The sequence below is a fragment of the Flagellimonas sp. 389 genome, from assembly GCF_018449435.1.
Taxonomy (GTDB): Bacteria; Bacteroidota; Bacteroidia; order Flavobacteriales; family Flavobacteriaceae; genus Flagellimonas.
The window spans coordinates 1-19,709 of sequence record NZ_JAHCMU010000024.1 but is presented as its reverse complement, the minus strand read 5'-3'; the positions used below and the strand labels follow the sequence as shown (position 1 = coordinate 19,709).

At 38.6% G+C, this 19,709-nt stretch carries 21 protein-coding genes; 9 read left to right on the top strand and 12 right to left on the bottom strand.

Annotation, left to right across the window (positions count from 1 at the left end):
- Positions 1-27: 27 nt before the first annotated feature.
- Positions 28-1,272, bottom strand: coding sequence for a DUF5103 domain-containing protein (locus tag KIM67_RS17555; protein WP_213832861.1), 1,245 nt, complete (start codon positions 1,270-1,272; stop codon positions 28-30).
- 149 nt (positions 1,273-1,421) lie between these two features.
- Between KIM67_RS17555 and KIM67_RS17550 the strand changes: the two genes are divergently transcribed.
- The 8 genes from KIM67_RS17550 (at position 1,422) to KIM67_RS17515 (ending at position 8,962) form a co-directional block, all read left to right on the top strand.
- On the top strand, positions 1,422-2,774 hold the full coding sequence (locus KIM67_RS17550) for a Na(+)-translocating NADH-quinone reductase subunit A (protein WP_213832860.1): 1,353 nt from the start codon (positions 1,422-1,424) through the stop codon (positions 2,772-2,774).
- Positions 2,775-2,776: 2 nt separating this feature from the next.
- Positions 2,777-4,036: an NADH:ubiquinone reductase (Na(+)-transporting) subunit B gene (locus KIM67_RS17545; protein WP_213832859.1), complete on the top strand. Its 1,260-nt coding sequence runs from the start codon at positions 2,777-2,779 to the stop codon at positions 4,034-4,036.
- 1 nt (position 4,037) lies between these two features.
- Positions 4,038-4,790, top strand: coding sequence for a Na(+)-translocating NADH-quinone reductase subunit C (locus KIM67_RS17540; protein WP_213832858.1), 753 nt, complete (start codon positions 4,038-4,040; stop codon positions 4,788-4,790).
- 1 nt (position 4,791) lies between these two features.
- The gene (locus KIM67_RS17535) at positions 4,792-5,439 is read left to right on the top strand and encodes an NADH:ubiquinone reductase (Na(+)-transporting) subunit D (protein ID WP_163416274.1); all 648 of its coding nucleotides are present in this window, start codon (positions 4,792-4,794) and stop codon (positions 5,437-5,439) included.
- Between the two features lie 12 nt (positions 5,440-5,451).
- Positions 5,452-6,192 carry an NADH:ubiquinone reductase (Na(+)-transporting) subunit E gene (gene nqrE, locus KIM67_RS17530; protein ID WP_213832857.1) on the top strand — a complete coding sequence of 247 codons (741 nt, stop codon included), beginning with the start codon at positions 5,452-5,454 and terminating at the stop codon, positions 6,190-6,192.
- Positions 6,193-6,194: 2 nt separating this feature from the next.
- On the top strand, positions 6,195-7,502 hold the full coding sequence (nqrF, locus tag KIM67_RS17525; protein ID WP_213832897.1) for an NADH:ubiquinone reductase (Na(+)-transporting) subunit F: 1,308 nt from the start codon (positions 6,195-6,197) through the stop codon (positions 7,500-7,502).
- A gap of 90 nt (positions 7,503-7,592) precedes the next feature.
- Positions 7,593-7,952 (top strand): Na(+)-translocating NADH-quinone reductase subunit F, encoded by a 360-nt coding sequence (locus tag KIM67_RS17520; protein ID WP_213832856.1) that lies wholly within the window; start codon positions 7,593-7,595, stop codon positions 7,950-7,952.
- Positions 7,952-8,962 carry an FAD:protein FMN transferase gene (locus KIM67_RS17515; RefSeq protein WP_213832855.1) on the top strand — a complete coding sequence of 337 codons (1,011 nt, stop codon included), beginning with the start codon at positions 7,952-7,954 and terminating at the stop codon, positions 8,960-8,962. Before KIM67_RS17520 ends, KIM67_RS17515 begins: the two co-directional genes overlap by 1 nt.
- Here KIM67_RS17515 and KIM67_RS17510 read toward each other — a convergent pair whose 3' ends face one another.
- From KIM67_RS17510 to gpmI, 5 genes are read right to left on the bottom strand one after another with little or no spacing between them, the layout of a single operon-like run.
- Positions 8,963-9,727: a class I SAM-dependent methyltransferase gene (locus KIM67_RS17510; protein WP_213832854.1), complete on the bottom strand. Its 765-nt coding sequence runs from the start codon at positions 9,725-9,727 to the stop codon at positions 8,963-8,965.
- A 24-nt stretch (positions 9,728-9,751) separates the two neighbouring features.
- Positions 9,752-10,129 (bottom strand): GxxExxY protein, encoded by a 378-nt coding sequence (locus KIM67_RS17505; RefSeq protein WP_213832853.1) that lies wholly within the window; start codon positions 10,127-10,129, stop codon positions 9,752-9,754.
- Positions 10,130-10,140: 11 nt separating this feature from the next.
- Complete coding sequence (map, locus tag KIM67_RS17500) at positions 10,141-10,956, bottom strand: type I methionyl aminopeptidase (protein WP_213832852.1); 816 nt, start codon at positions 10,954-10,956, stop codon at positions 10,141-10,143.
- A gap of 57 nt (positions 10,957-11,013) precedes the next feature.
- Positions 11,014-13,146, bottom strand: coding sequence for a glycoside hydrolase family 97 protein (locus tag KIM67_RS17495; RefSeq protein ID WP_213832851.1), 2,133 nt, complete (start codon positions 13,144-13,146; stop codon positions 11,014-11,016).
- 11 nt (positions 13,147-13,157) lie between these two features.
- Positions 13,158-14,675 (bottom strand): 2,3-bisphosphoglycerate-independent phosphoglycerate mutase, encoded by a 1,518-nt coding sequence (gpmI, locus tag KIM67_RS17490; protein WP_213832850.1) that lies wholly within the window; start codon positions 14,673-14,675, stop codon positions 13,158-13,160.
- Positions 14,676-14,885: 210 nt separating this feature from the next.
- Between gpmI and KIM67_RS17485 the strand changes: the two genes are divergently transcribed.
- Complete coding sequence (locus KIM67_RS17485) at positions 14,886-15,278, top strand: ankyrin repeat domain-containing protein (protein WP_213832849.1); 393 nt, start codon at positions 14,886-14,888, stop codon at positions 15,276-15,278.
- A gap of 96 nt (positions 15,279-15,374) precedes the next feature.
- Here KIM67_RS17485 and KIM67_RS17480 read toward each other — a convergent pair whose 3' ends face one another.
- From KIM67_RS17480 to KIM67_RS17455, 6 genes are all read right to left on the bottom strand, one after another.
- Positions 15,375-15,542, bottom strand: coding sequence for a DUF6747 family protein (locus KIM67_RS17480; RefSeq protein WP_213832848.1), 168 nt, complete (start codon positions 15,540-15,542; stop codon positions 15,375-15,377).
- A 115-nt stretch (positions 15,543-15,657) separates the two neighbouring features.
- Positions 15,658-16,422 (bottom strand): M48 family metalloprotease, encoded by a 765-nt coding sequence (locus KIM67_RS17475; RefSeq protein ID WP_213832847.1) that lies wholly within the window; start codon positions 16,420-16,422, stop codon positions 15,658-15,660.
- 41 nt (positions 16,423-16,463) lie between these two features.
- Positions 16,464-17,198, bottom strand: a complete 735-nt coding sequence (locus KIM67_RS17470) for a M15 family metallopeptidase (RefSeq protein ID WP_213832846.1) — start codon at positions 17,196-17,198, stop codon at positions 16,464-16,466.
- A 78-nt stretch (positions 17,199-17,276) separates the two neighbouring features.
- Positions 17,277-18,449, bottom strand: coding sequence for a gliding motility-associated C-terminal domain-containing protein (locus KIM67_RS17465; protein ID WP_250149310.1), 1,173 nt, complete (start codon positions 18,447-18,449; stop codon positions 17,277-17,279).
- A 3-nt stretch (positions 18,450-18,452) separates the two neighbouring features.
- Entirely contained in the window at positions 18,453-19,103 is a 651-nt protein-coding gene (locus tag KIM67_RS17460) for a hypothetical protein (RefSeq protein WP_213832845.1), read from the bottom strand.
- Between the two features lie 9 nt (positions 19,104-19,112).
- Positions 19,113-19,709 (bottom strand): hypothetical protein (locus KIM67_RS17455; RefSeq protein WP_213832844.1); only part of this gene is annotated, 597 nt, incomplete at its 5' end.

Here is a 19,709-nt window from a genome sequence, read left to right as displayed (position 1 = left end):
TTTTTCAAGGATTTGGGACTAAGATAATTAATTACTTATAGTTCTGGAGTTTGTTGAACCTATGCCTATGATATCATCGTGGAGCTCCCCAAAATCCCTGTAGTACACTAGTATGAGGTAGTTATTTTCGGTAAAATGAAAATTTCCACTTACGTAGTTCATGTCTATTGTTCCATCTTCACGCTCGATAACGTATTTATAGTTGTGAAACCCCTGCTTCATGGTCATCATGAGTTCCATTTTACCATTGTCGGAATTAAAGGTCATTTTGTTTTCTTCACCTAGCTCATAATTATTGAACTTTCCAAAAACATAGACATTGTCCAATCCAATTTCGTTGGTGTAGGGGAGACTAAAGTGAACTTGGGAATATTCTGCTTCTCGTGAAACATCATCTCCCTGTAGTGTCCTTATAAAAAAATCTCCATTGATATCGGGGAAATAAGTATACTCTTGGTCGTATCGATAATCATTGGTAAACAAATAGTGGTGGTACAATTCTTTGAACTCAATTTTGGATATGGCAAAGGTGGGCGATCTTAAATCCTTGGTGTCAAAGTTCAAAAACTCGTTACCGCCAAAAAAGCTTGTCTCTTGGTCATAACGGTAGACCAATTCGGTGCCGATAGTAAATTGAGGCTTTATATTGTAAAGTGCAGTTGGCCAAAAATGATTTTGTAAAATAGCAACTTTTACCTCCTTCTTAGGATTCACTACTGGAAAACCTGAGGTGTTTATGGTAAACTGAACAACTTGCTTTTCATTCAGGAAATTAAAGTCCCGAGAACGTTTTACGACACCGCCTACAGTTACTAAATCTTTGTACACGATAAACCTTCGCGAAAACTGCAAATCGCCGTAGCTGTTGTAAATTTCGATTAAATAATTGCCGCTTACTTTTAAGCGTATGTTCTCGTTGGGCAGGGTCAACCTATAATTTGAATAGGGTTGAAGGGTATTATAACTGTTCTCGTAGTCGATGATACGTTGGTTGTCCATTCCAACCAAATACTGGGATTTTAAAAGCTGCGAAGGGGTCCAGTCGTAATCACAGTGGACTATCTTATAATAATAATCTTGTTCATTGGCCGTAAGGTCATCAAATTCCAGGGTCATGGACTCTCCCAATTTTATAACGGGGAATTGATCTTCGGTAGGACCGGTAAAGACAATGGTCTTTATGTTAGAGGGGGGATTTATTTCTTCTTGTACCTGGGCAAAAATTCCAGAAACAAAAAAACATAAAAATATTTGTTTGATCTCAAAGCGCATTTAGGGCGTAATTTTGGGGTAAAGGTAAACAAAAAGTATGCCCAACAAATTTAGCCCGATGTAATCCCAAAATTCTAGTTAATATTTGTATTTTATGTGCTTTTAGTAGTAAATTTGCGACCAATTTTGTTAACCAAAGGCACACTAACATGTCCAAAGACATCCGTATTAAAAAGGGTTTAAATATCAATCTTGTTGGAGCTGCTGAGCAAACCACATCTAAAGCTCCATCGAGCAATGTTTATGCGCTCAACCTCGATGATTTTCATAGCATAACCCCCAAGATGTTGTTAAAACAGGGAGCTGAAGTGAAAGCTGGAGAGCCATTGTTTTACAATAAGAACAATGAGGACATGCTCTTTGTTTCTCCCGTAAGTGGAGAGCTGGTCGAAATCGTAAGAGGTGCGCGCAGGAGAATCTTGACTATTAAGATTTTAGCCGATAAAGAACAAAGTTATCATTCGGCGCAAGTTGCTGATTTGAATGCTATGGATGGGGAATCCATTAGAAAAACACTTTTAAATTCAGGTTGTTGGCCTTTTATAAAACAACGACCCTATGATATCGTAGCTGACCCTGACTCCACTCCCAAAGCTATTTTTATTTCTGCTTACACTACAGCACCTTTAGCGGCTGATGCAGATTACGTGTTAAAGGGAAAAGAAGCAGAGCTGCAGGCAGCGATTACTGCTTTGGGCAAAATGACACCTGGAGCTATTCATGTTTCTGTTGGTAATACGTCTACATCACCATTTGCCAATATTAATGGAATTACCATACATAAGGTTTCTGGGCCTCACCCTGCAGGACTTGTTGGAACACAAATCAACAAAATTGACCCTGTAAACAAAGGTGAGGTTGTCTGGACAGTAGCTCCACAAGATCTTGTTATCATAGGGGAATATCTTTTGACAGGCAAATTCAATGCACAGCGCATTGTGGCATTATCTGGATCTTCAGTAAAAACACCAAAATATTATACTACAAAAATAGGTGCTGAGATATCTACTTTTCTATATGCCAGTGGTGTGAACCAAGATAAATTTAGATTGATAAACGGAGATGTTCTTACAGGTTCAAAAACCACCCCTGAAGGCCATCTTGGATTTTATAATAATACGGTAACGGCCATTCCCGAAGGAGACGACTATGAATTCTTTGGCTGGAACAAGCCTGTTTTTAATAAAATTTCTTCCACTAGGGCACTCACTTTCTCATGGATGCAGCCTAAGAAACAATATGACTTGGACACAAATACGAATGGAGAACATAGAGCGTTTGTTGTTACGGGGCGTTATGAGGAAGTTTTTCCATTGGACATTTATCCATTACAATTGTTAAAGGCCTGCATGGTCAAGGATTTGGATGAAATGGAACAATTGGGAATGTATGAAGTAGCTCCAGAGGATTTTGCCTTAACGGAGTTTATTTGTATTTCGAAACAACCGCACCAACAGATAATTAGGGAAGGACTCGATTTAATGTATCAAGAAATTGGATAATCATGGGTATGAAAGATAAATTACACCAAATAAAGTTAAAGTATCAGGGCAAGAAAATGGCTCCGGCTTTCAATGCGATTCACACTTTTTTATACACACCGAACGAAACAACCCATTCAGGTGGCCACGTTAGGGCGGTCGATGATTTAAAACGTACAATGAATACCGTAATCTTGGCCTTGGTGCCATGTTTGTTGTTCGGTATTTTCAATGCGGGCTATCAGCACTATTCTGCTGTTAATGGATTTCCTGCTGATTTTTCTGTTCTTGAGCACTTTATTACTTGGGACAACTTTTGGTTGGGTGCCATTACAGTATTGCCCTTGGTTATTGTTTCCTATGGGGTTGGTTTGGCCGTTGAGTTTGTATTTGCGGTTATTAAGGGACATGAAGTTGAAGAAGGCTATTTGGTCACAGGGATGTTGGTTCCATTGATCGTACCAATCGATACTCCGCTTTGGATGTTGGCTGTCGCCGTAATCTTTGGAGTTGTAATAGGTAAAGAAGTATTTGGTGGAACAGGTATGAACATTTTAAATCCTGCACTTACCATTCGTGCCTTTCTGTTTTTTGCATATCCAACGTGGATGAGCGGTGACAAAGTTTGGGTTCATGAAGGGGTTGAACGTGCTGGAACTGCTGATGCTATTTCTGGTGAAACCATTTTAGGGTATTTAGCTCAAGGCAATACATCTGAGTTTTCATACTCACTTTCAGATATGTTTTTCGGTTTTATTCCGGGATCTGTAGGTGAAACATCTACTTTTTTGATTCTTCTTGGAGGATTGTTCTTGATTTTCACCAAGATTGCAAGCTGGAGAATCATGGTAAGTGCTGTTGCAGGTTCCCTAGCTATGGGATTGATTTTTAACGGAATTGTTGATGCGGGATGGATTCCAGAATACAGCAAGTTTTATGGTTTGATGCAATTCGATTTCTGGAAACACCTTATAGTTGGTGGTTTGGCTTTTGGAATTGTCTATATGGCCACTGACCCAGTAACAGGTTCCCAAACCAATAAAGGAAAATGGATTTATGGGTTTTTGATAGGTTTTTTGTCGGTAATGATACGTGTATTCAATCCAGGATATCCTGAAGGTGTATTCTTGGCAATATTACTGATGAACGTCTTTGCACCTACCATAGACCATTATGTTGTTAGGGGTAATGTTAAGGGAAGAATGAAGAGGATGAAAAATGCAACTATTTTACCAAAACCTAGTGATGGTAAGGCCGAAGAATTAAAAGTAGAAACAGTATAGTATGGCAATCAATACCGATAAAAACGGATATACCGTAATTTTTGCTTCAATAATGGTGGTTGTTGTGGGAGCGATTTTAGCATCTTTTGCATCTGGATTACGACCAAGAATCGATGAAAATGAGCGGTTCGCAAAGCAACAAAATATCCTTTACGCTATGGGCGTAAATGAAAATACAGAAGACAGTGGTGTAAATTTTATTCCCACAAATGCCGTAGAAGCAGAGTTTTCAAAATATATTAAAGAGCAATATGTTCTGGATAATAATGGAGAGGTAAAACCTAAAGAAGAAGCTTATCTTCTAGATGTGAAAAAACAAATTGCAGCAATGAAAAGTGGAAAAGATGCAGAGCTTCCTTTTTTCATTGGAGAAAAAGATGGGAAGAAATCTTACATATTGCCCATGTATGGTAAAGGACTTTGGGATGCCATATGGGGATTCGTTTCTCTGGATGAAAACATGGTAATTCAAGGGGTTTATTTTGATCACAAAGGTGAAACTGCAGGATTGGGAGCAAACATCAAACTCCGCTATTTCATGGATGACTTTAACGGTGAATACGTTATGGACGGAAATCAATTTAAGGGTGTTACGGTAGCGAAGGGTAACAACGATCCTTTGAATGAAAACAAGCAAGATTATGAGGTAGATGCATTGGCAGGCGCTACAATTACAGGTAATGGAGTTAGTGCCATGATCAAAGAGAGTCTTTCCCTATATAAGCCTTATTTACAAACAGTCATAAATAATTAAGATGGCAATACTTTCAAAAAAAGATACAAATCTAATATTAGATCCTTTAGCGGATAATAACCCCATTACAATTCAAGTATTGGGTATTTGTTCAGCTTTAGCGATTACCGCTGAGCTACAGGCTTCAGTAGTTATGGCTATCTCAGTAATTTTTGTAATGGGTGTTGGTAACGTAGTAATTTCTTTATTGCGAAATGTAATTCCATCAAAAATTAGAATCATTGTGCAGCTAGTAGTGGTTGCCACATTGGTAATCATGGTGGACCAAGTACTAAAGGCCTTCGCATACGAGCTGAGCAAGACCCTTGGTGCTTTCATTGGTTTGATTATTACAAACTGTATTATTATGGGTCGATTTGAAGCTTTTGCTTTGGGTAATGGACCCTGGAGATCATTCTTGGATGGTATAGGTAACGCACTCGGTTATGGGGTGATATTAATTATGGTTGGTTTTTTCCGTGAATTATTGGGTTCAGGTACTCTTTTTGGAATGCCTGTACTTGGAGATCCTATCGCTAAAACTGGTTTATATGCGATTGGGTACGAAAACAATGGTTTTATGATTATACCACCGGCAGCATTGATAGTAGTTGGAATTATAATTTGGGTGCAACGTTCCAGAAATAAAGCGTTGATTGAAGAAGCATAAAAGAATTAAACTATGTTAGAGCATTTAGAATTATTTTTCAAATCTATTTTCATTGATAACATGGTTTTTGCCGTGTTCTTGGGAATGTGTTCCTATTTGGCAGTATCCAAAAAAGTTGCTACCGCAGTAGGATTGGGAGCCGCTGTAATCTTTGTTTTGGCGGTGACAGTACCATTGAATTGGTTGTTGGACCAATACTTATTGCAGGATGGGGCCTTAGCTTGGTTAGGGCCTGAATATGCAGACTACAACTTAAGTTTTTTATCTTTCATTCTTTTTATCGCAACTATAGCCACAATGGTGCAATTGGTTGAGATTATCGTAGAGAAATTCTCTCCTTCGTTATATAATTCTTTAGGAATCTTTTTACCGTTAATAGCTGTAAACTGTGCAATTCTTGGAGGATCACTTTTCATGCAAGCTCGTGAAATACCTACTCTAGGATTAGCTTTAAACTATGGTATAAGCTCAGGTATAGGTTGGTTTTTAGCTATTTTGGCAATAGCTGCTATTCGAGAAAAAATAAGATATTCCAATGTGCCTGCCCCATTACGTGGGTTGGGTATTACATTCATCATAACAGGATTAATGGGTATCGGCTTTCAGAGTTTTGGTGGCATGTTGACAGGTGACAACGATCCACCTGAACAAACAGCACCTAACACTGCTGAAAAGATTAAGGAAAAAGAAATTGAAAAAGGGATTGAAGATGAGGAAAAAGCAGTCTCTTATAACGATGTAATAAACGAATAATGATCATATTAGCTACAAGTACAGGAGGTACTATTTTAATCACGGTAGTTTCATTTCTGATTTTATTATTGCTTTTAGTAGCAGTCTTGCTGTTTACAAAGGAGAAATTATCTCCATCTGGTCCAGTTACATTGACCATTAATGGTGAAAAGAAAATTGAAGTTGCTTCTGGGAGTACGTTACTGACTACCTTGGGAAACCAAAAAGTATTTTTACCATCTGCATGTGGTGGTGGTGGAACCTGTATTCAGTGTGAGTGTCACGTCTTATCAGGGGGCGGGGAAGCACTGCCTACGGAAACACCTCATTTCTCTAGAAAAGAATTGCAACATGGTGCTCGATTGGCATGTCAAGTGAAAGTAAAGCAAGACATGGAAATCAGTATTCCAGAAGAAGTATTTGGAATTAAGAAATGGGACGCAAAAGTTGTCCGTAATTATAATGTGGCTTCTTTCATCAAAGAATTTGTAGTAGAGATTCCAGAAGAGATGAACTATAAAGCTGGTGGGTATATCCAGATTGAAATTCCACCATGCGAAGTCAAATATGCAGATATCGATATAACTGCCCATCCCGAAGAACATGATACACCAGATAAGTTTAAGGCCGAGTGGGACAAATTTAATCTATGGCCTTTGGTCATGAAAAACCCGGAGACGGTCGAACGTGCCTATTCTATGGCCTCTTATCCTGCAGAAGGAAGGGAAATCATGTTGAATGTACGTATTGCGACTCCGCCGTGGGATCGTTCTAAAAACGGATGGATGGATGTGAATCCCGGTGTGGCTTCCTCTTATATTTTTGGATTGAAAGAAGGTGACCCTGTAACCATATCTGGACCTTTTGGTGAATTTTTCATCAATGAGTCAGAATCAGAAATGCTTTATGTAGGTGGTGGAGCTGGAATGGCACCAATGCGTTCTCATTTGTATCACTTGTTCAAAACGTTAAAGACGAATAGGAAAGTTACCTATTGGTATGGAGGTCGTTCCAAAAGAGAACTATTTTACATAGACCACTTCAAGCAATTGGAAGAGGAATTTCCAAATTTCAAGTTCTATATGGCACTTTCGGAGCCTATGGAAGAAGATAATTGGAAGGTTAAAGAGGATATAGATGCCCCTGGAGATGGTTTTACAGGTTTTATTCATAATTGTGTGATAGATAATTATTTAAATCACCACGAATCACCAGAAGATATTGAGCTTTACTTCTGTGGGCCACCATTGATGAACAAGGCAGTCCAAAAAATGGGTGAAGATTTCGGAATTCCTGATGAGCATATTAGGTTTGATGACTTTGGTGGATAGAATTTTTAAAACAAATCTTATCTCGAGTGTAACCGAGAGGTGTTAAATACTATAAACCGATGCATTTTTGTGTCGGTTTTTTTAATTGCAATGAGAAGAATACTAACGGAGCAAGAGCTTCATAATTTAGCAATGAATATTGTTGGAAGGCAATTGGAAACTGATGGCTTTGAATTTATGGCCATTAACAGTAAACCTAAAAAGAATCCACAATATGTCTGTCTTAAGGATAAAGACCTTCATTTTATAGTGGTTCGCAATGTGGAATATCCGAATGATCCCAAAACTTTTGATGTTGAGTTAATGGAAAAGGTAAAGAACCACGCGGTCAAATTTGAGGCCAAAACCTATTTTGCAGGAGTTGGTCTTTCCAATGCTTCCGATCAAACGCTGCCTGTGTATTTGAATGAAGAATATATTGTTGATTATAACGGATTAATAGAAATATAATGTTGAAGCGTTTTTCTCTTTTCGCCAGTGTTGCGTTAATCATTTTTAGTTGTGAAAAGAATATCACTTTCGTAAAAAATCAAAACATAGGCGATGCATTGGGTACCACATATTCCATTATTTACATTGCCCAAGAGAAATTGGATTTTCAAAAAGAAATAGATTCTGTCTTTCAGGTTTTCAATAAATCCATGTCAACCTATTTGCCAGATTCCGATATATCCAAAATAAACGATGGAGATTCAACACTTGTAATCGATCAGATGCTACTAGATGTTTTTATGCAGAGCAAAGCCGTGCATTATGAGACCGATGGCTATTTTGACCCTACCATTGGAGTTTTAGCAGATGCATGGGGTTTTGGCCCTGGAGAGCAAATAGAGCTGGATAGCACAAAGGTCGATAGTTTAATGCAGTATGTAGGGTTTCAAAGAATTGGACTTACCCATGATTATAGAATAGTGAAAACCAAACAAGAAATAAGGTTTGATTTTAATGCTATTGCCAAAGGTTATGCTATTGACCGGTTAGGAAGAATGTTAGAGGAAAATGAGATCGATAATTACTTGATCGAGGTTGGTGGAGAAATATTGGCAAAAGGTACCAATGTTCTCAATGGAAAATCTTGGAAAGTAGCTATCGACGACCCCAATGATTTGACAAATAGGGGAGGTGCGGCTGTAATAGAGCTAAAAGATGCAGCTATGGCTTCATCCGGTAATTACAGAAAATTTAGGATAGACCCTGTAACAAAGGAAAAATATGTACATACGATAGACCCTAAAACGGGCTACACCAAAAACTCGAATATATTATCTGCAACAGTAATAGCGGAATATTGCATACAGGCTGATGCCTATGCTACCGCATTTATGGCAATGGATTTAGACGCTACTCTTGAATTGTTGGATAGGCATAAAGAACTAGAGGCTTTTATTATTTATGTGGATGATGAAGGCAATACAACCAACTTCATGACAAAGGGCTTTCAGGAAATCGTTGTTAAATAACTATTTCTTGACCAAAGGAATGATCTCTCCTTTTGCCAACCGATATTTTTCAACCTCTTCTTTTGATAGTTGTTCTGTATAATCGACCTCTTCTACTATAAAGCCTATACTTCTCAACTTATCAAAATAGTCCCTGCCGTAAATGCGAACATGGTCGTACTGCCCAAAAATTCGAGCTCTTTCTTTTCGGTCAGTAATCGAATCATCCGTAAATGTCTTTTCTATATTTAAATCTTGGGGTATTTGAAAAATGCCCCAACCTCCAGGTTTCATTACTCTGTACAACTCTTGTATTGCTTTGGTGTCATCGGGAATATGTTCCAAAACATGGTTACAAAGAATTACATCGAAAGAATTTTCATCGAAAGGAAGGTTACAGATATCCGCTTTTACTTCCGCCAAAGGCGAATTCAAATCCGTTGTGGTATAATCAAGGTGCGACAATTGCTTGAATCTTTTATGGTATGCCTGTTCGGGAGCAAAGTGCAATACCTTTAATGGTTTTGTAAAGAAATCTGTTTCATTTTTTAGGAACAACCATAAGAGCCTATGTCTTTCCAAGGAAAGGGTAGAGGGAGCGAGAACATTCTCTCTCGGATTTTCATAACCATATGGGAGGAATGTTCTAAAGCTTTTACCGTCAATGGGATCCGTGTATTTTTTTCCTTTTAATAGTATAGCGATGACCGGACGTACCCAATAGCTGATTTTAATGAGCCATGGTCTTGGAATCAGGTTTAGAAAATATTTGAATATGTTAGACACGGATTTCACTAATTTCACCAATCTTTATAGCAACACTCTTTTATACGCTAGACTATCTTCTCCAAAATTTACAATTAAGCCAAGTTTCATTTTTGAAGCAGCTAAATAATTTAGTGTTTGCTTTATGTGTCCGCTTGAAATTCTTTCTACAGCTTTAAGTTCCAAGATTATTTTATTATCGATTACAAAATCAGCATAATACTGATGCTTTAATACTTTTCCTTTATAATTGATGCTGTACTTCACTTCTTTTTTATAGGGCACTCCGTTGGTAGTCAGTTCAATTTCTAGAGCATCTCCATAAACCGATTCACTAAAACCTTTTCCCAATACATTATGAACATCCATGCATAAACCTATTACGAAATAAGATTCATCTTTATAGATAAGTTTGTCAGACAAGATTCGGGAAATTAGTGAAATTCGTGTCTTCTAAACTCCTCCTCTTCATTGCTGGTAATTCCCAAGGCATCATAAATGTACTGGAAGGTTGAAAGTAGTTCTGGTTTTCCATCTACAAGCGCTACATCATGTTCAAAGTGTGCACTTGGTTTACCATCTGCTGTTAAAATAGTCCATCCATCTTTAAGCTGCTTTATTCTTCTGGTGCCCATATTGACCATAGGTTCTATAGCGACCACCATTCCATTGACGAACTTCTTTCCACGGCCTCGTTTTCCGTAGTTTGGCATTTGTGGGTCTTCGTGCAGTTCTTTTCCAAGCCCATGACCAACCAGTTCACGAACGATTCCATAGTCATGATTTTCGCAATAATTTTGAATGGCATAACCTACATCGCCTACACGATTTCCATCTTTAAATTCCTTAATTCCGATATAAAGGGATTCCTTTGTTATTCTAAGTAACTTCTTGGTTTCCTCCGCCACTTCCCCTACCTCAAAAGTATAGGCATGGTCCCCGTAGAATCCGTTTTTAACAGCACCACAATCTACCGAGACAATATCTCCATCTTTTAAGGGTTCGTTACCTGGAATGCCATGAACAACCTGTGCGTTCGGACTCCAATTGAGTGTATTTGGAAAATCGTACATGCCCAAAAAACCAGGTGTTGCACCTTGCTCCCGTATAAAATCCTCGGCCATTTTATCCAATTTTAACGGATTTGCACCAGGCTTTATTTCCGAAGCCAACATACCCAAGGTTTTAGAAACGACCAATGCACTTTCACGCATTAATTCGATTTCTTCAGAAGTTTTAATTTTTACCATGGATGCAAAGATACATGGAAATCAAAAATCTACCCATCTTCAAAAACGATATGAATATTATAAACGTTTCAAACCTTTAAGCTGACTTTTATCGGTTACTTCAAAAATACTTATGGCATAACCACCACCGGGAGCACAGTATTGAGACAATTTCGACTTATGATTAACCCTATATTTTTTGATTTCGTACGCTTTAGGATTTTCCTTATAATGTGCATCTTTAGTATCACCGTAAATTGTGGCAATATAAGTTTTGTCAGCATCTAAAAAGTCAAATGAAATTGAAGAATTCCTAGGTTCCTCATCATTGGTGCGACCCACAAACCAATTATTGGTTCCTTTTGCTTTGCGGGCATAGGTAATAAAATCACCTGGTTCAGCTTCTAGCACCAAAGACGTATCCCAATCCAAAGCAACATCTTTTATAAACTGAAAAGCATCAAGGTGTTGGTTATAGGTTTCGGGCAAATCAGCAGCCATTTGCAATGGGCTGTACATTGTAACATACAGTGCTAATTGACGTGCAATTGTCGTATTGACCCAAGATTTGTTATTCGGGTTGTATTTACTCACATCGGGTTCAAAAATACCAGGTGTATAGTCCATTGGACCACCTACAAGTCTCGTAAAAGGTATAATTGTGGTATGGTCGGGATTACTTCCACCAAATGCTTCGTACTCTGTTCCCCGAGCGGATTCGTTTCCAATTAGGTTTGGATAGGTTCTGCTCAATCCTGTAGGCCTTACCGCTTCGTGTGCATTGACCATAACTTTGTATTCAGCCGCTTTTTCTATGGCATATTGGTAGTGATTTACAGCCCATTGCCCATAATGATATTCACCTCTGGGAATGATATCCCCTACATAACCACTTTTAACGGAATTGTAGTTATTATCTACCATAAATTGATAGGCTTTGTCCATAAATCGCTCGTAGTTGCGAATAGAACCAGAAGTTTCATGGTGCATCATCAATTTTACGTTTTTCGACTTTGCATAGTTGCGCAGTCCTTCGACATCAAAATCTGGATAAGGAGTCAAAAAATCAAATACAAAATCTTTGGACTTTCCAAACCAGTCTTCCCAACCTTCGTTCCATCCTTCGACCAAAACTTGGTCAAAACCATGTTCAGCAGCAAAATCAATATACATTTTCACATGTTCGGTATTAGCTGCGTGACGTCCATTTGGTGTGGTTTTTGAAAAATCCGTTTCGCCCAATTTTACGCTTGGGATATCTGTATAGGCCCAAGAACTTTTTCCAGTGATCATTTCCCACCAAACCCCTACATACTTTACGGGTTGTATCCACGAAGTATCCTCATATGCCGTTGGTTCGTTCAAATTCAAGGTGATATTGGAAAGTAGTATGTCACCAGCGTTCTTGCTTGCTATGACGGTACGCCAGGGTGTAGTTCTGGGTGCTTGCATATACCCCTTGTTCCCTATAGCATCTGGAGTTAAATGGGATTCAAGGATATAGTTCGTTTCATCTATCTCTAAATGCATACAAGCATATTCAACAAGTGCAGCCTCGTGGATATTGATATAAATACTATCAGCTGTTTTCATCAACAATGCTGTTTGAACTCCAGTTTTGGAGAAGGATGTCTGCGAAGCATTGGGCGTGATAGCCTTATCCATCAAACCGGAAATTTCGGATAATTTTGATGTGGTATAATCATATTCTTGGGTGTCATAATCACCGGGAATCCAGAATGTTTTGTGGTCTCCCATCAACTTAAACTGTGTTTTCTCTTCAGTAATGACAAAATGATTAAGATTGGGTTGCTGCGGAAATTCATATCGAAACCCCAATCCATCATCAAACAATCGGAAATGAATATTCAGGAATCTATCGGTCGAAGCCTGCTCTAGCTTAACAATCAACTCGTTATAGTTATTCCTGATGGATTTTGTTTCGCCCCAAACAGGTTGCCATGTTTCATCGAACGACGTACGTTCGTCGTCCTTCAACTCGAAACCATCAAGAAAATCGGGAATATCCTTTAAATCGAAGCCAAGACTACTTTTGTCAACAATGGTTTTCCCGTTCATTAGCAATTGATACGTAGGAACACCATTTTCAATTTGAAAGTTCAACTCAAAATTTCCTTTAGGTGATTTTAGTTGTTGGGCCATCATAACAAATGGGAATATACAAGCGAGCAATAGCATATTTGTTCTCATAGTTTACGCTTTTAGACCAACGATTTTTGCGTCATCAAATCTGGTTGTTGTACACCCATCATGTGGAGAATGGTCGGAGCCAGATCGCCTAATACACCATCTTGGATTTCTGTAATTTCCGTATCCACTAAAATCAGCGGAACAGGGTTTGTAGTATGTGCCGTGTTTGGACTACCATCGGGGTTTACCATGGTGTCACAGTTTCCATGATCGGCAATGACAATAGTGGAATATCCATGTTCTAAACCGGCGGTAATGACATACTTGGCACATTCGTCTACAGTTTCACAAGCTTTTATTGCCGCTTCCATAATGCCGGTATGCCCTACCATGTCTGGGTTGGCAAAGTTTAAGCAAACAAAATTGGCTTCCTCTTTTTCTAATTGGGGAATAATTTTATCACGAATTTCGTAGGCGCTCATTTCTGGTTTTAAATCATACGTGGCGACTTTTGGGGATGGACAAAGTATACGGCTTTCCCCATCAAAAGGTTCTTCCCGTCCACCGTTGAAAAAGAATGTTACATGCGGATATTTCTCGGTTTCGGCAATACGTATTTGTTTTTTTCCTTGTTTGGCCAAAACTTCTCCCAAGGTATCCTTAATGTTTTCTTTGTCATACACTACCTTGATTCCTTTGAACGAATCGTCATAATTGGTCATGGTCACATAGTACAAGTCCAGTTTTTGCATGCTTTGTTCAGGAAAATCCTCTTGGCTCAGCACTTGGGTAAGTTCTCGTCCGCGATCTGTTCTGAAATTAAAAAAGACGATAACATCATCTTTTTCAACTTTCCCCAAAGCGTTATTTTCGGCATCTGTTAAAATCAAGGGTTTAATAAACTCATCGGTGATGCCATCATCATAGCTTTTTTGCATGGCTTGCGAAATATCCTGTGTTCTTTCTCCTATACTGTTCACCAAAACATCATATGCCAATTTTACCCGCTCCCATCTTTTATCCCGGTCCATGGCATAATACCTGCCAATGACGGTTGCCAGTTTTGTGTTTTTATTGGAACAGAAATTTGTGAGGTCTTCCAAAAATATTTTACCACTTTTTGGATCAACATCCCTACCATCTGTAAATGCGTGAATATAGGATTTAGTTACACCATTGATTTCACTTGCCTCAATAAGTGCTTTTAAATGATCAATATGGCTGTGTACACCACCATTACTGACCAAGCCCAAAAAGTGTACAGCTTTGTTGTTGGATTTGGCATATTCAAAGGCCTTTTTTAGAACCGGTTCGTCTTTTAGTGTGTTTTCTTTGACCGCTTTATTGATTTTTGCTAAATCTTGGTATACAATTCTTCCGGCACCAAGGTTCATGTGTCCTACTTCACTATTTCCCATCTGTCCTTCAGGAAGTCCAACGTTCATTCCATCTGTCAATAAATTGGCGTTGGGGTATTTGGTGTAAAGTGAGTCAATAAATGGAGTATTTGCTTGATCTACTGCGGAAATTTTGGGGTCTGGAGATTTCCCCCAGCCATCCAAAATCATTAGGATTACCTTTTTGTTCATTGTGTATTGGTTTCTATCTCAAAAGTAAAATGATTCGGTTTGATGCCCTAGTTTTTTTGATATTTTCTACCCAATTGATTTGTTAATTAATTGAATTCAAAAAAGCGGAATCGTTAAAATTTTGTTATGAAAATGATAATCCTGTAACATTTTGAAAAAATTACAGTCTTGTTAGTGTAATTTAATTCATAAATCAAAAAATTATTCATCATGAAAAAAACAATCGTAACAGTAGCCGCAGCATGTTTGTTTGTGGTTGCAGGCGTTAGTGCCAATTCATCAACATCAACTCCAGAACCTATTTTTGTTTCTTCAATTGCTTCTGTAAACCTTAGCTCTTTTTGTAAAGCTATAGTGCAAGGTGATTTGGATACAGTAAAAAAATTAATTGAGCTAGGAGAGGATGTTAATCAAAAATCTTTGGGAATGGCACCTATCCATTATGCAGCCCGTTACAACAAACCTGAAATTATGGAACTATTGATTTCCAACGGAGCAAATTTAAAGAAGCGTTGTGATAAAGGATACTCTGTCAAGAAACACGCAGAATTGTCAAGTGCTACAGAAGTTTTGGAAGTACTTAAATTAGCTATGAAAAAATAAAAGGGAGTTTATTCTTCAAGCAAAAAGCCCATCTAATGATGGGCTTTTTTGTTCATCTACTTTAATAGTGTTCATGTAAAAGAGTAAACAAATTCTTTAAAACTCAAATCCTGTAAATGCCCTATATAAAAATGCATATACTGCCATAGCTAATAATATTGCACAAAATATAGCGTATCCTTTGAGCAGGACGACTACAAAGCTCGGCTTGCAGTCATCGAACGCTTCTGCGTACAGACTTTTAAAATGTAATAGTGTTCCCATGTGTTCTTCTCGTTAGCTAACACAAATGGGTCAAGAAAAGGTATTTTGATTTGGGGTCACCCAAAGGTAATCAAAACTGGCGAATACGAAGTTATTATCGATGAACGTACCAAATCTATCGACCGGAATATTTTTCGATGGCTTCTTTGATTTTCTCAATCCTATTCTCAGGGTCTGGATGGGTACTTTGAAACTCTGGGGTTCTGTTAGGACCACCTGCAGCTTTTAATATATCCATGACCTTTATCATTTCATTTGGGTCATAACCAGCTTGAATCATAAATAAGACACCAAGTTCGTCACTTTCCAGCTCATCTCCCCTTCCATTTTTTAACAAGGTATTTTGGCCTATTCCACTTACCAGAGCTCCCATATCACCACCAACAGAGGCCCCTGTGGCCAAGGTTTGCCAAAAGTTGCTCTCAGCAATACGTTCGGCCGAATGTCTTCCTATCACATGACCGATTTCATGTCCAAGCACGCCAGCTAACTGTGCTTCTGTCAACTGTGAAAACAAGGCATAGGTTATAAAACACTGGCCTCCTGGTAAGGCAAAGGCATTTATTGTTCTGTCATCCGCTAAAAGATGGAAGTCGTACGCATAGGGTGTTTCTCGAGCGATACTATTGTTAACCAATTTTTTACCAACGGCGTCTACCAAGGATTGCATTCGTTCATCAGGGTATAGTCCGCCGTGTTGCTGTGCCATTTGAGGGGCACTTTCCAGCCCTATGGCAATTTCTTGATCAGCGGTCATATTTATATTCTGTATCCGACCCGTGTATGGATTTTCCTGTTTGTTATTGCATCGCTTAAAAAAAGCAAAGGCAACTATGACAAGTCCAATGAATATGCGAATTTTCCAACTTCCTCTTCTCATGGTAGAATTATTCTTGGAAATGGAAGATACAAAAAATTGACCTACAATAGATTGCGGTTGATATCGAGAATGTTATTTTGTATGTAGGTTCGTAGAAACCCGGTCGTAAAATGTTCAGCTCCGTAAAACTCTTCTGTTTGAAGCAATTTCATAATGTTTACTTTTCTGAAAGCTTTCAACATGGATATGGAAATTGGCGCATAACTGTAGTGCCATGGCTCATATTTAAAACCTCTACGTTTTGGCTCATCCGTATAGACAAGATGAAAATCGTATTTTTCCGAATTTTCGTCCAACCATAGTTTAAAATCTTCAAAAGGCCCTCCTGCTTCAAACTTTTCAGGAACAAGAACATCGCCGGTATTCTTGGCATTTCCATCAATAATATCAATATCTGTTCCCCAATGGTGTCTGCTGGTTCCAGGTATAGTGGAATATTCTATAATCTTATCAATGGCATCCATGGGTTGCATTCCATCATCTTCCGTGTAGCGTAAATACTTTCGTTCCCATATACCTTCTTGCCTATAAAAATCTCGGTAGCTGGAGACCATTTTAATATCGAATCCAGCGGTAAAAGCTGCACGCTTCATTTTAGTAAAAGCCTCAAACGCCGCTTCTCTCAAATTAATCCCTTGACCAAAAAGCTGGATTTTTTCCTTTCCCATCAATTCCAATGTAGAATACTCCTTATCTTGAAACATAGGCATAATGGTTGGTAACGTGCATGCCAAGGACGAAATCGATGTTTTTTTAATGAAACTTCTTCTATTCATGGAATTGATTTGATTGACAATTTAAGGAGTTTTTTTATTCTATTGGGATGCCGAGCTATGGTTTTTTATGTGGAACACTTATTCCGAAATGTACATGTAGCCTTGGTATTTTTGTTTCGTATCGGTAACGGTGAGAATATAGAAATAGATTCCCGATGCTAAACTGGCATCTCTTCGTATAACCGTGTTTTGGTTGGAAATACCATTAAATTCATTGAAATAATTCAATTTTGAATACACCAAAATACCGTATCGGTTATAGATTTTCAGATAATTGTTTGGAAAATTTTCAATACCCTCTATCTCTAGAAAATCATTGATACCATCATTGTTTGGTGTTAAAAAATAGTTGTCGAGCTCTAATACACTGAAGGGCTCAAGCAATTCGTTTCCGCCCAATGTAATTATTTCATAATCATCGGGGACAAAGGTTTCAGAAGAAATAATACCTGTAGTTAAATTTCCGGTAACTCCGGTATTTCCAAGACTTTCCCATCGATTTTCAGTACTGTTCCATCCCACGACAATCAAATCTTCTGTAGAATCTGCGAATGATGGGGCGTTACTATTACTGTCCCAAGCCAAAGTAACAACAGAGGGTTGATTGCTTTCCAACTTCCAAAATTCAAAATTACTTACTTGTAAGTCTTCAAATTCCTTGTTTTCTGTATTGAACTGTCCTGTCAAGGATGATGGGTTGTTAGGGTCTTCAAAAAAATAGGCACATTTTGCCAAATCATTAATAGCACTAGAGGTAAGGGTAAGATGCCTTACCCGTTGCCCATCGCCAACAGGAAACGTAATCAACTCTTTATTAGTGGCTCCTGCATATCCGTTAACGTGGGTTTCATTCCCTGTGCCGGTAAAGAAAGCGGTATCAATAAAATTTAAATACGTACCAGAATCGGTTTTGGAGGTAATAACATCCCCTACAATAAAATTTGCGTTGTTGGTAATTCCTATCCAGGTATTCAATACCAATCCATTTTCAGTCACAATCTCAACATCATTGAAAATGGGGTTTGAAGTTCCAGAAACAGTAAGTTGATTCGGACTGTAGAAACCGGTAAGGCCTAAGTTTTGGTCAAAAGTACCATTATCGATAAGGTCAATATGAAAACCTACCGAAGCGGTGTTGTGAAACTGAAGATTCCCAAAATTTTGAACTGCATCTTGCCCCAAAGCAATGTTGGTCAAAATCAGAACCAATCCAAAGACGTGATATTTTGTATGTTGATATTTTTCAATCATCTTTTATCTATAAGCTTGAAATAAAACTACGATACCATCAGCAAAACTATCCGTGTTTACGGTAAACCCATCTGTATTAAAACTGGTAACGCTAGCAGAAGTTATCCCTAAATTATCTCCATTTTGATTTCCATACCGCAAACCAATGCAGTGCGAATTTGATGCATATCTTGAAATATCATTAATGGAGTTTCCACTTCCACCGACATAGATTACCTGTTCGGTGATACTGCCGTTATCGTTTCTGGCAAAGCCGTTCATCGAGCCGAAAGAGTTTGCGATACCACCATTATTGTTGCCTACTGCATTATCTGAGTTTAAATTGAAGCTTTCCACATTGGCATTTGCCGAAAATGTTATACTGCTTGGTTCAAAGGGTAGGCCATTTATAACTTGATTGCCTGTGCCCGTTATTTGAAAAGCACCTACGTAAACGTTGGCCACATTGGGGATTTCTACCCAAACTGCATTACTATAAAAATGCATACTTCTTGTGGTTGTATTGAAAACCATGGAACCTTCTATAGGGTTGGCAATTGAATTCATCTCTAAGGTTGTAACATTGTGTATGCCAACCAGATCACCTGCGGTTGGTGTTTGTGCTACCGCCGTAAGAAACGAAAACAATGAAATTGCAATACTAATTCTTTTCATCTGGTTGGATTATAGATCTAAAACAGTAAACATAAATTCTGAGTTGAAACGATTTCTATCAGAACCTCCATTGTCATTATCACCTATAATGACTTCAAAACTTGAAGCAGTTTGATTTCGGTATGAAATACCAGGGTCGTCATTGCCCAAGCCGTCTCGGCTTGGTTGCGCCAATTGAATGATATAGTCCGCACCTCCTACCAATCCAGCAGGAAGATTCACTCTATAATACCCATTTCCACTCAATTTGGTTACAGTGACTCCGGTAGTTCCATTAACAAGGCCTCCGCCCGATGATACCTTTCCAAAAGCTTTGATTGGGCTTACATAGAACGCTCCACCATTTGCCCCAACAGAGATTTGATTGTTCGCTTCAGTACCAACAGTGTTCGCTGTTTGATCTGTAGCTTCTTCGTTGGTATAGGTGATAGTTCCCGTTGTGAGGTCTTGGACTAAGTTGGTGGTGGTATTGTCATCGCCATCGTCAAGTCCTGCTGGTACATCGGTAAGGTCGTTGAAGCTTCCGGAGAAGTCATCGGTAGCATCGGTATCGAGGTTTGGGAACTCCGCGTTCACGGCCGTAGCCACCTGTGCATCGGTCAGCTG

Bases quoted from the DNA above. Each gene is read 5' to 3' on its own strand.
- KIM67_RS17460 (WP_213832845.1), bottom strand. From the start codon at position 19,103: ATGAAAAGAATTAGTATTGCAATTTCATTGTTTTCGTTTCTTACGGCG.
- KIM67_RS17550 (WP_213832860.1), top strand. From the start codon at position 1,422: ATGTCCAAAGACATCCGTATTAAAAAGGGTTTAAATATCAATCTTGTT.
- KIM67_RS17465 (WP_250149310.1), bottom strand. From the start codon at position 18,449: ATGATTGAAAAATATCAACATACAAAATATCACGTCTTTGGATTGGTT.
- KIM67_RS17485 (WP_213832849.1), top strand. From the start codon at position 14,886: ATGAAAAAAACAATCGTAACAGTAGCCGCAGCATGTTTGTTTGTGGTT.
- KIM67_RS17495 (WP_213832851.1), bottom strand. From the start codon at position 13,146: ATGAGAACAAATATGCTATTGCTCGCTTGTATATTCCCATTTGTTATG.
- KIM67_RS17520 (WP_213832856.1), top strand. From the start codon at position 7,593: ATGAGAAGAATACTAACGGAGCAAGAGCTTCATAATTTAGCAATGAAT.
- KIM67_RS17475 (WP_213832847.1), bottom strand. From the start codon at position 16,422: ATGAGAAGAGGAAGTTGGAAAATTCGCATATTCATTGGACTTGTCATA.
- KIM67_RS17515 (WP_213832855.1), top strand. From the start codon at position 7,952: ATGTTGAAGCGTTTTTCTCTTTTCGCCAGTGTTGCGTTAATCATTTTT.
- KIM67_RS17555 (WP_213832861.1), bottom strand. From the start codon at position 1,272: ATGCGCTTTGAGATCAAACAAATATTTTTATGTTTTTTTGTTTCTGGA.
- KIM67_RS17535 (WP_163416274.1), top strand. From the start codon at position 4,792: ATGGCAATACTTTCAAAAAAAGATACAAATCTAATATTAGATCCTTTA.
- KIM67_RS17480 (WP_213832848.1), bottom strand. From the start codon at position 15,542: ATGGGAACACTATTACATTTTAAAAGTCTGTACGCAGAAGCGTTCGAT.
- KIM67_RS17470 (WP_213832846.1), bottom strand. From the start codon at position 17,198: ATGAATAGAAGAAGTTTCATTAAAAAAACATCGATTTCGTCCTTGGCA.
- KIM67_RS17545 (WP_213832859.1), top strand. From the start codon at position 2,777: ATGGGTATGAAAGATAAATTACACCAAATAAAGTTAAAGTATCAGGGC.
- KIM67_RS17540 (WP_213832858.1), top strand. From the start codon at position 4,038: ATGGCAATCAATACCGATAAAAACGGATATACCGTAATTTTTGCTTCA.
- nqrE (WP_213832857.1), top strand. From the start codon at position 5,452: ATGTTAGAGCATTTAGAATTATTTTTCAAATCTATTTTCATTGATAAC.
- map (WP_213832852.1), bottom strand. From the start codon at position 10,956: ATGGTAAAAATTAAAACTTCTGAAGAAATCGAATTAATGCGTGAAAGT.
- gpmI (WP_213832850.1), bottom strand. From the start codon at position 14,675: ATGAACAAAAAGGTAATCCTAATGATTTTGGATGGCTGGGGGAAATCT.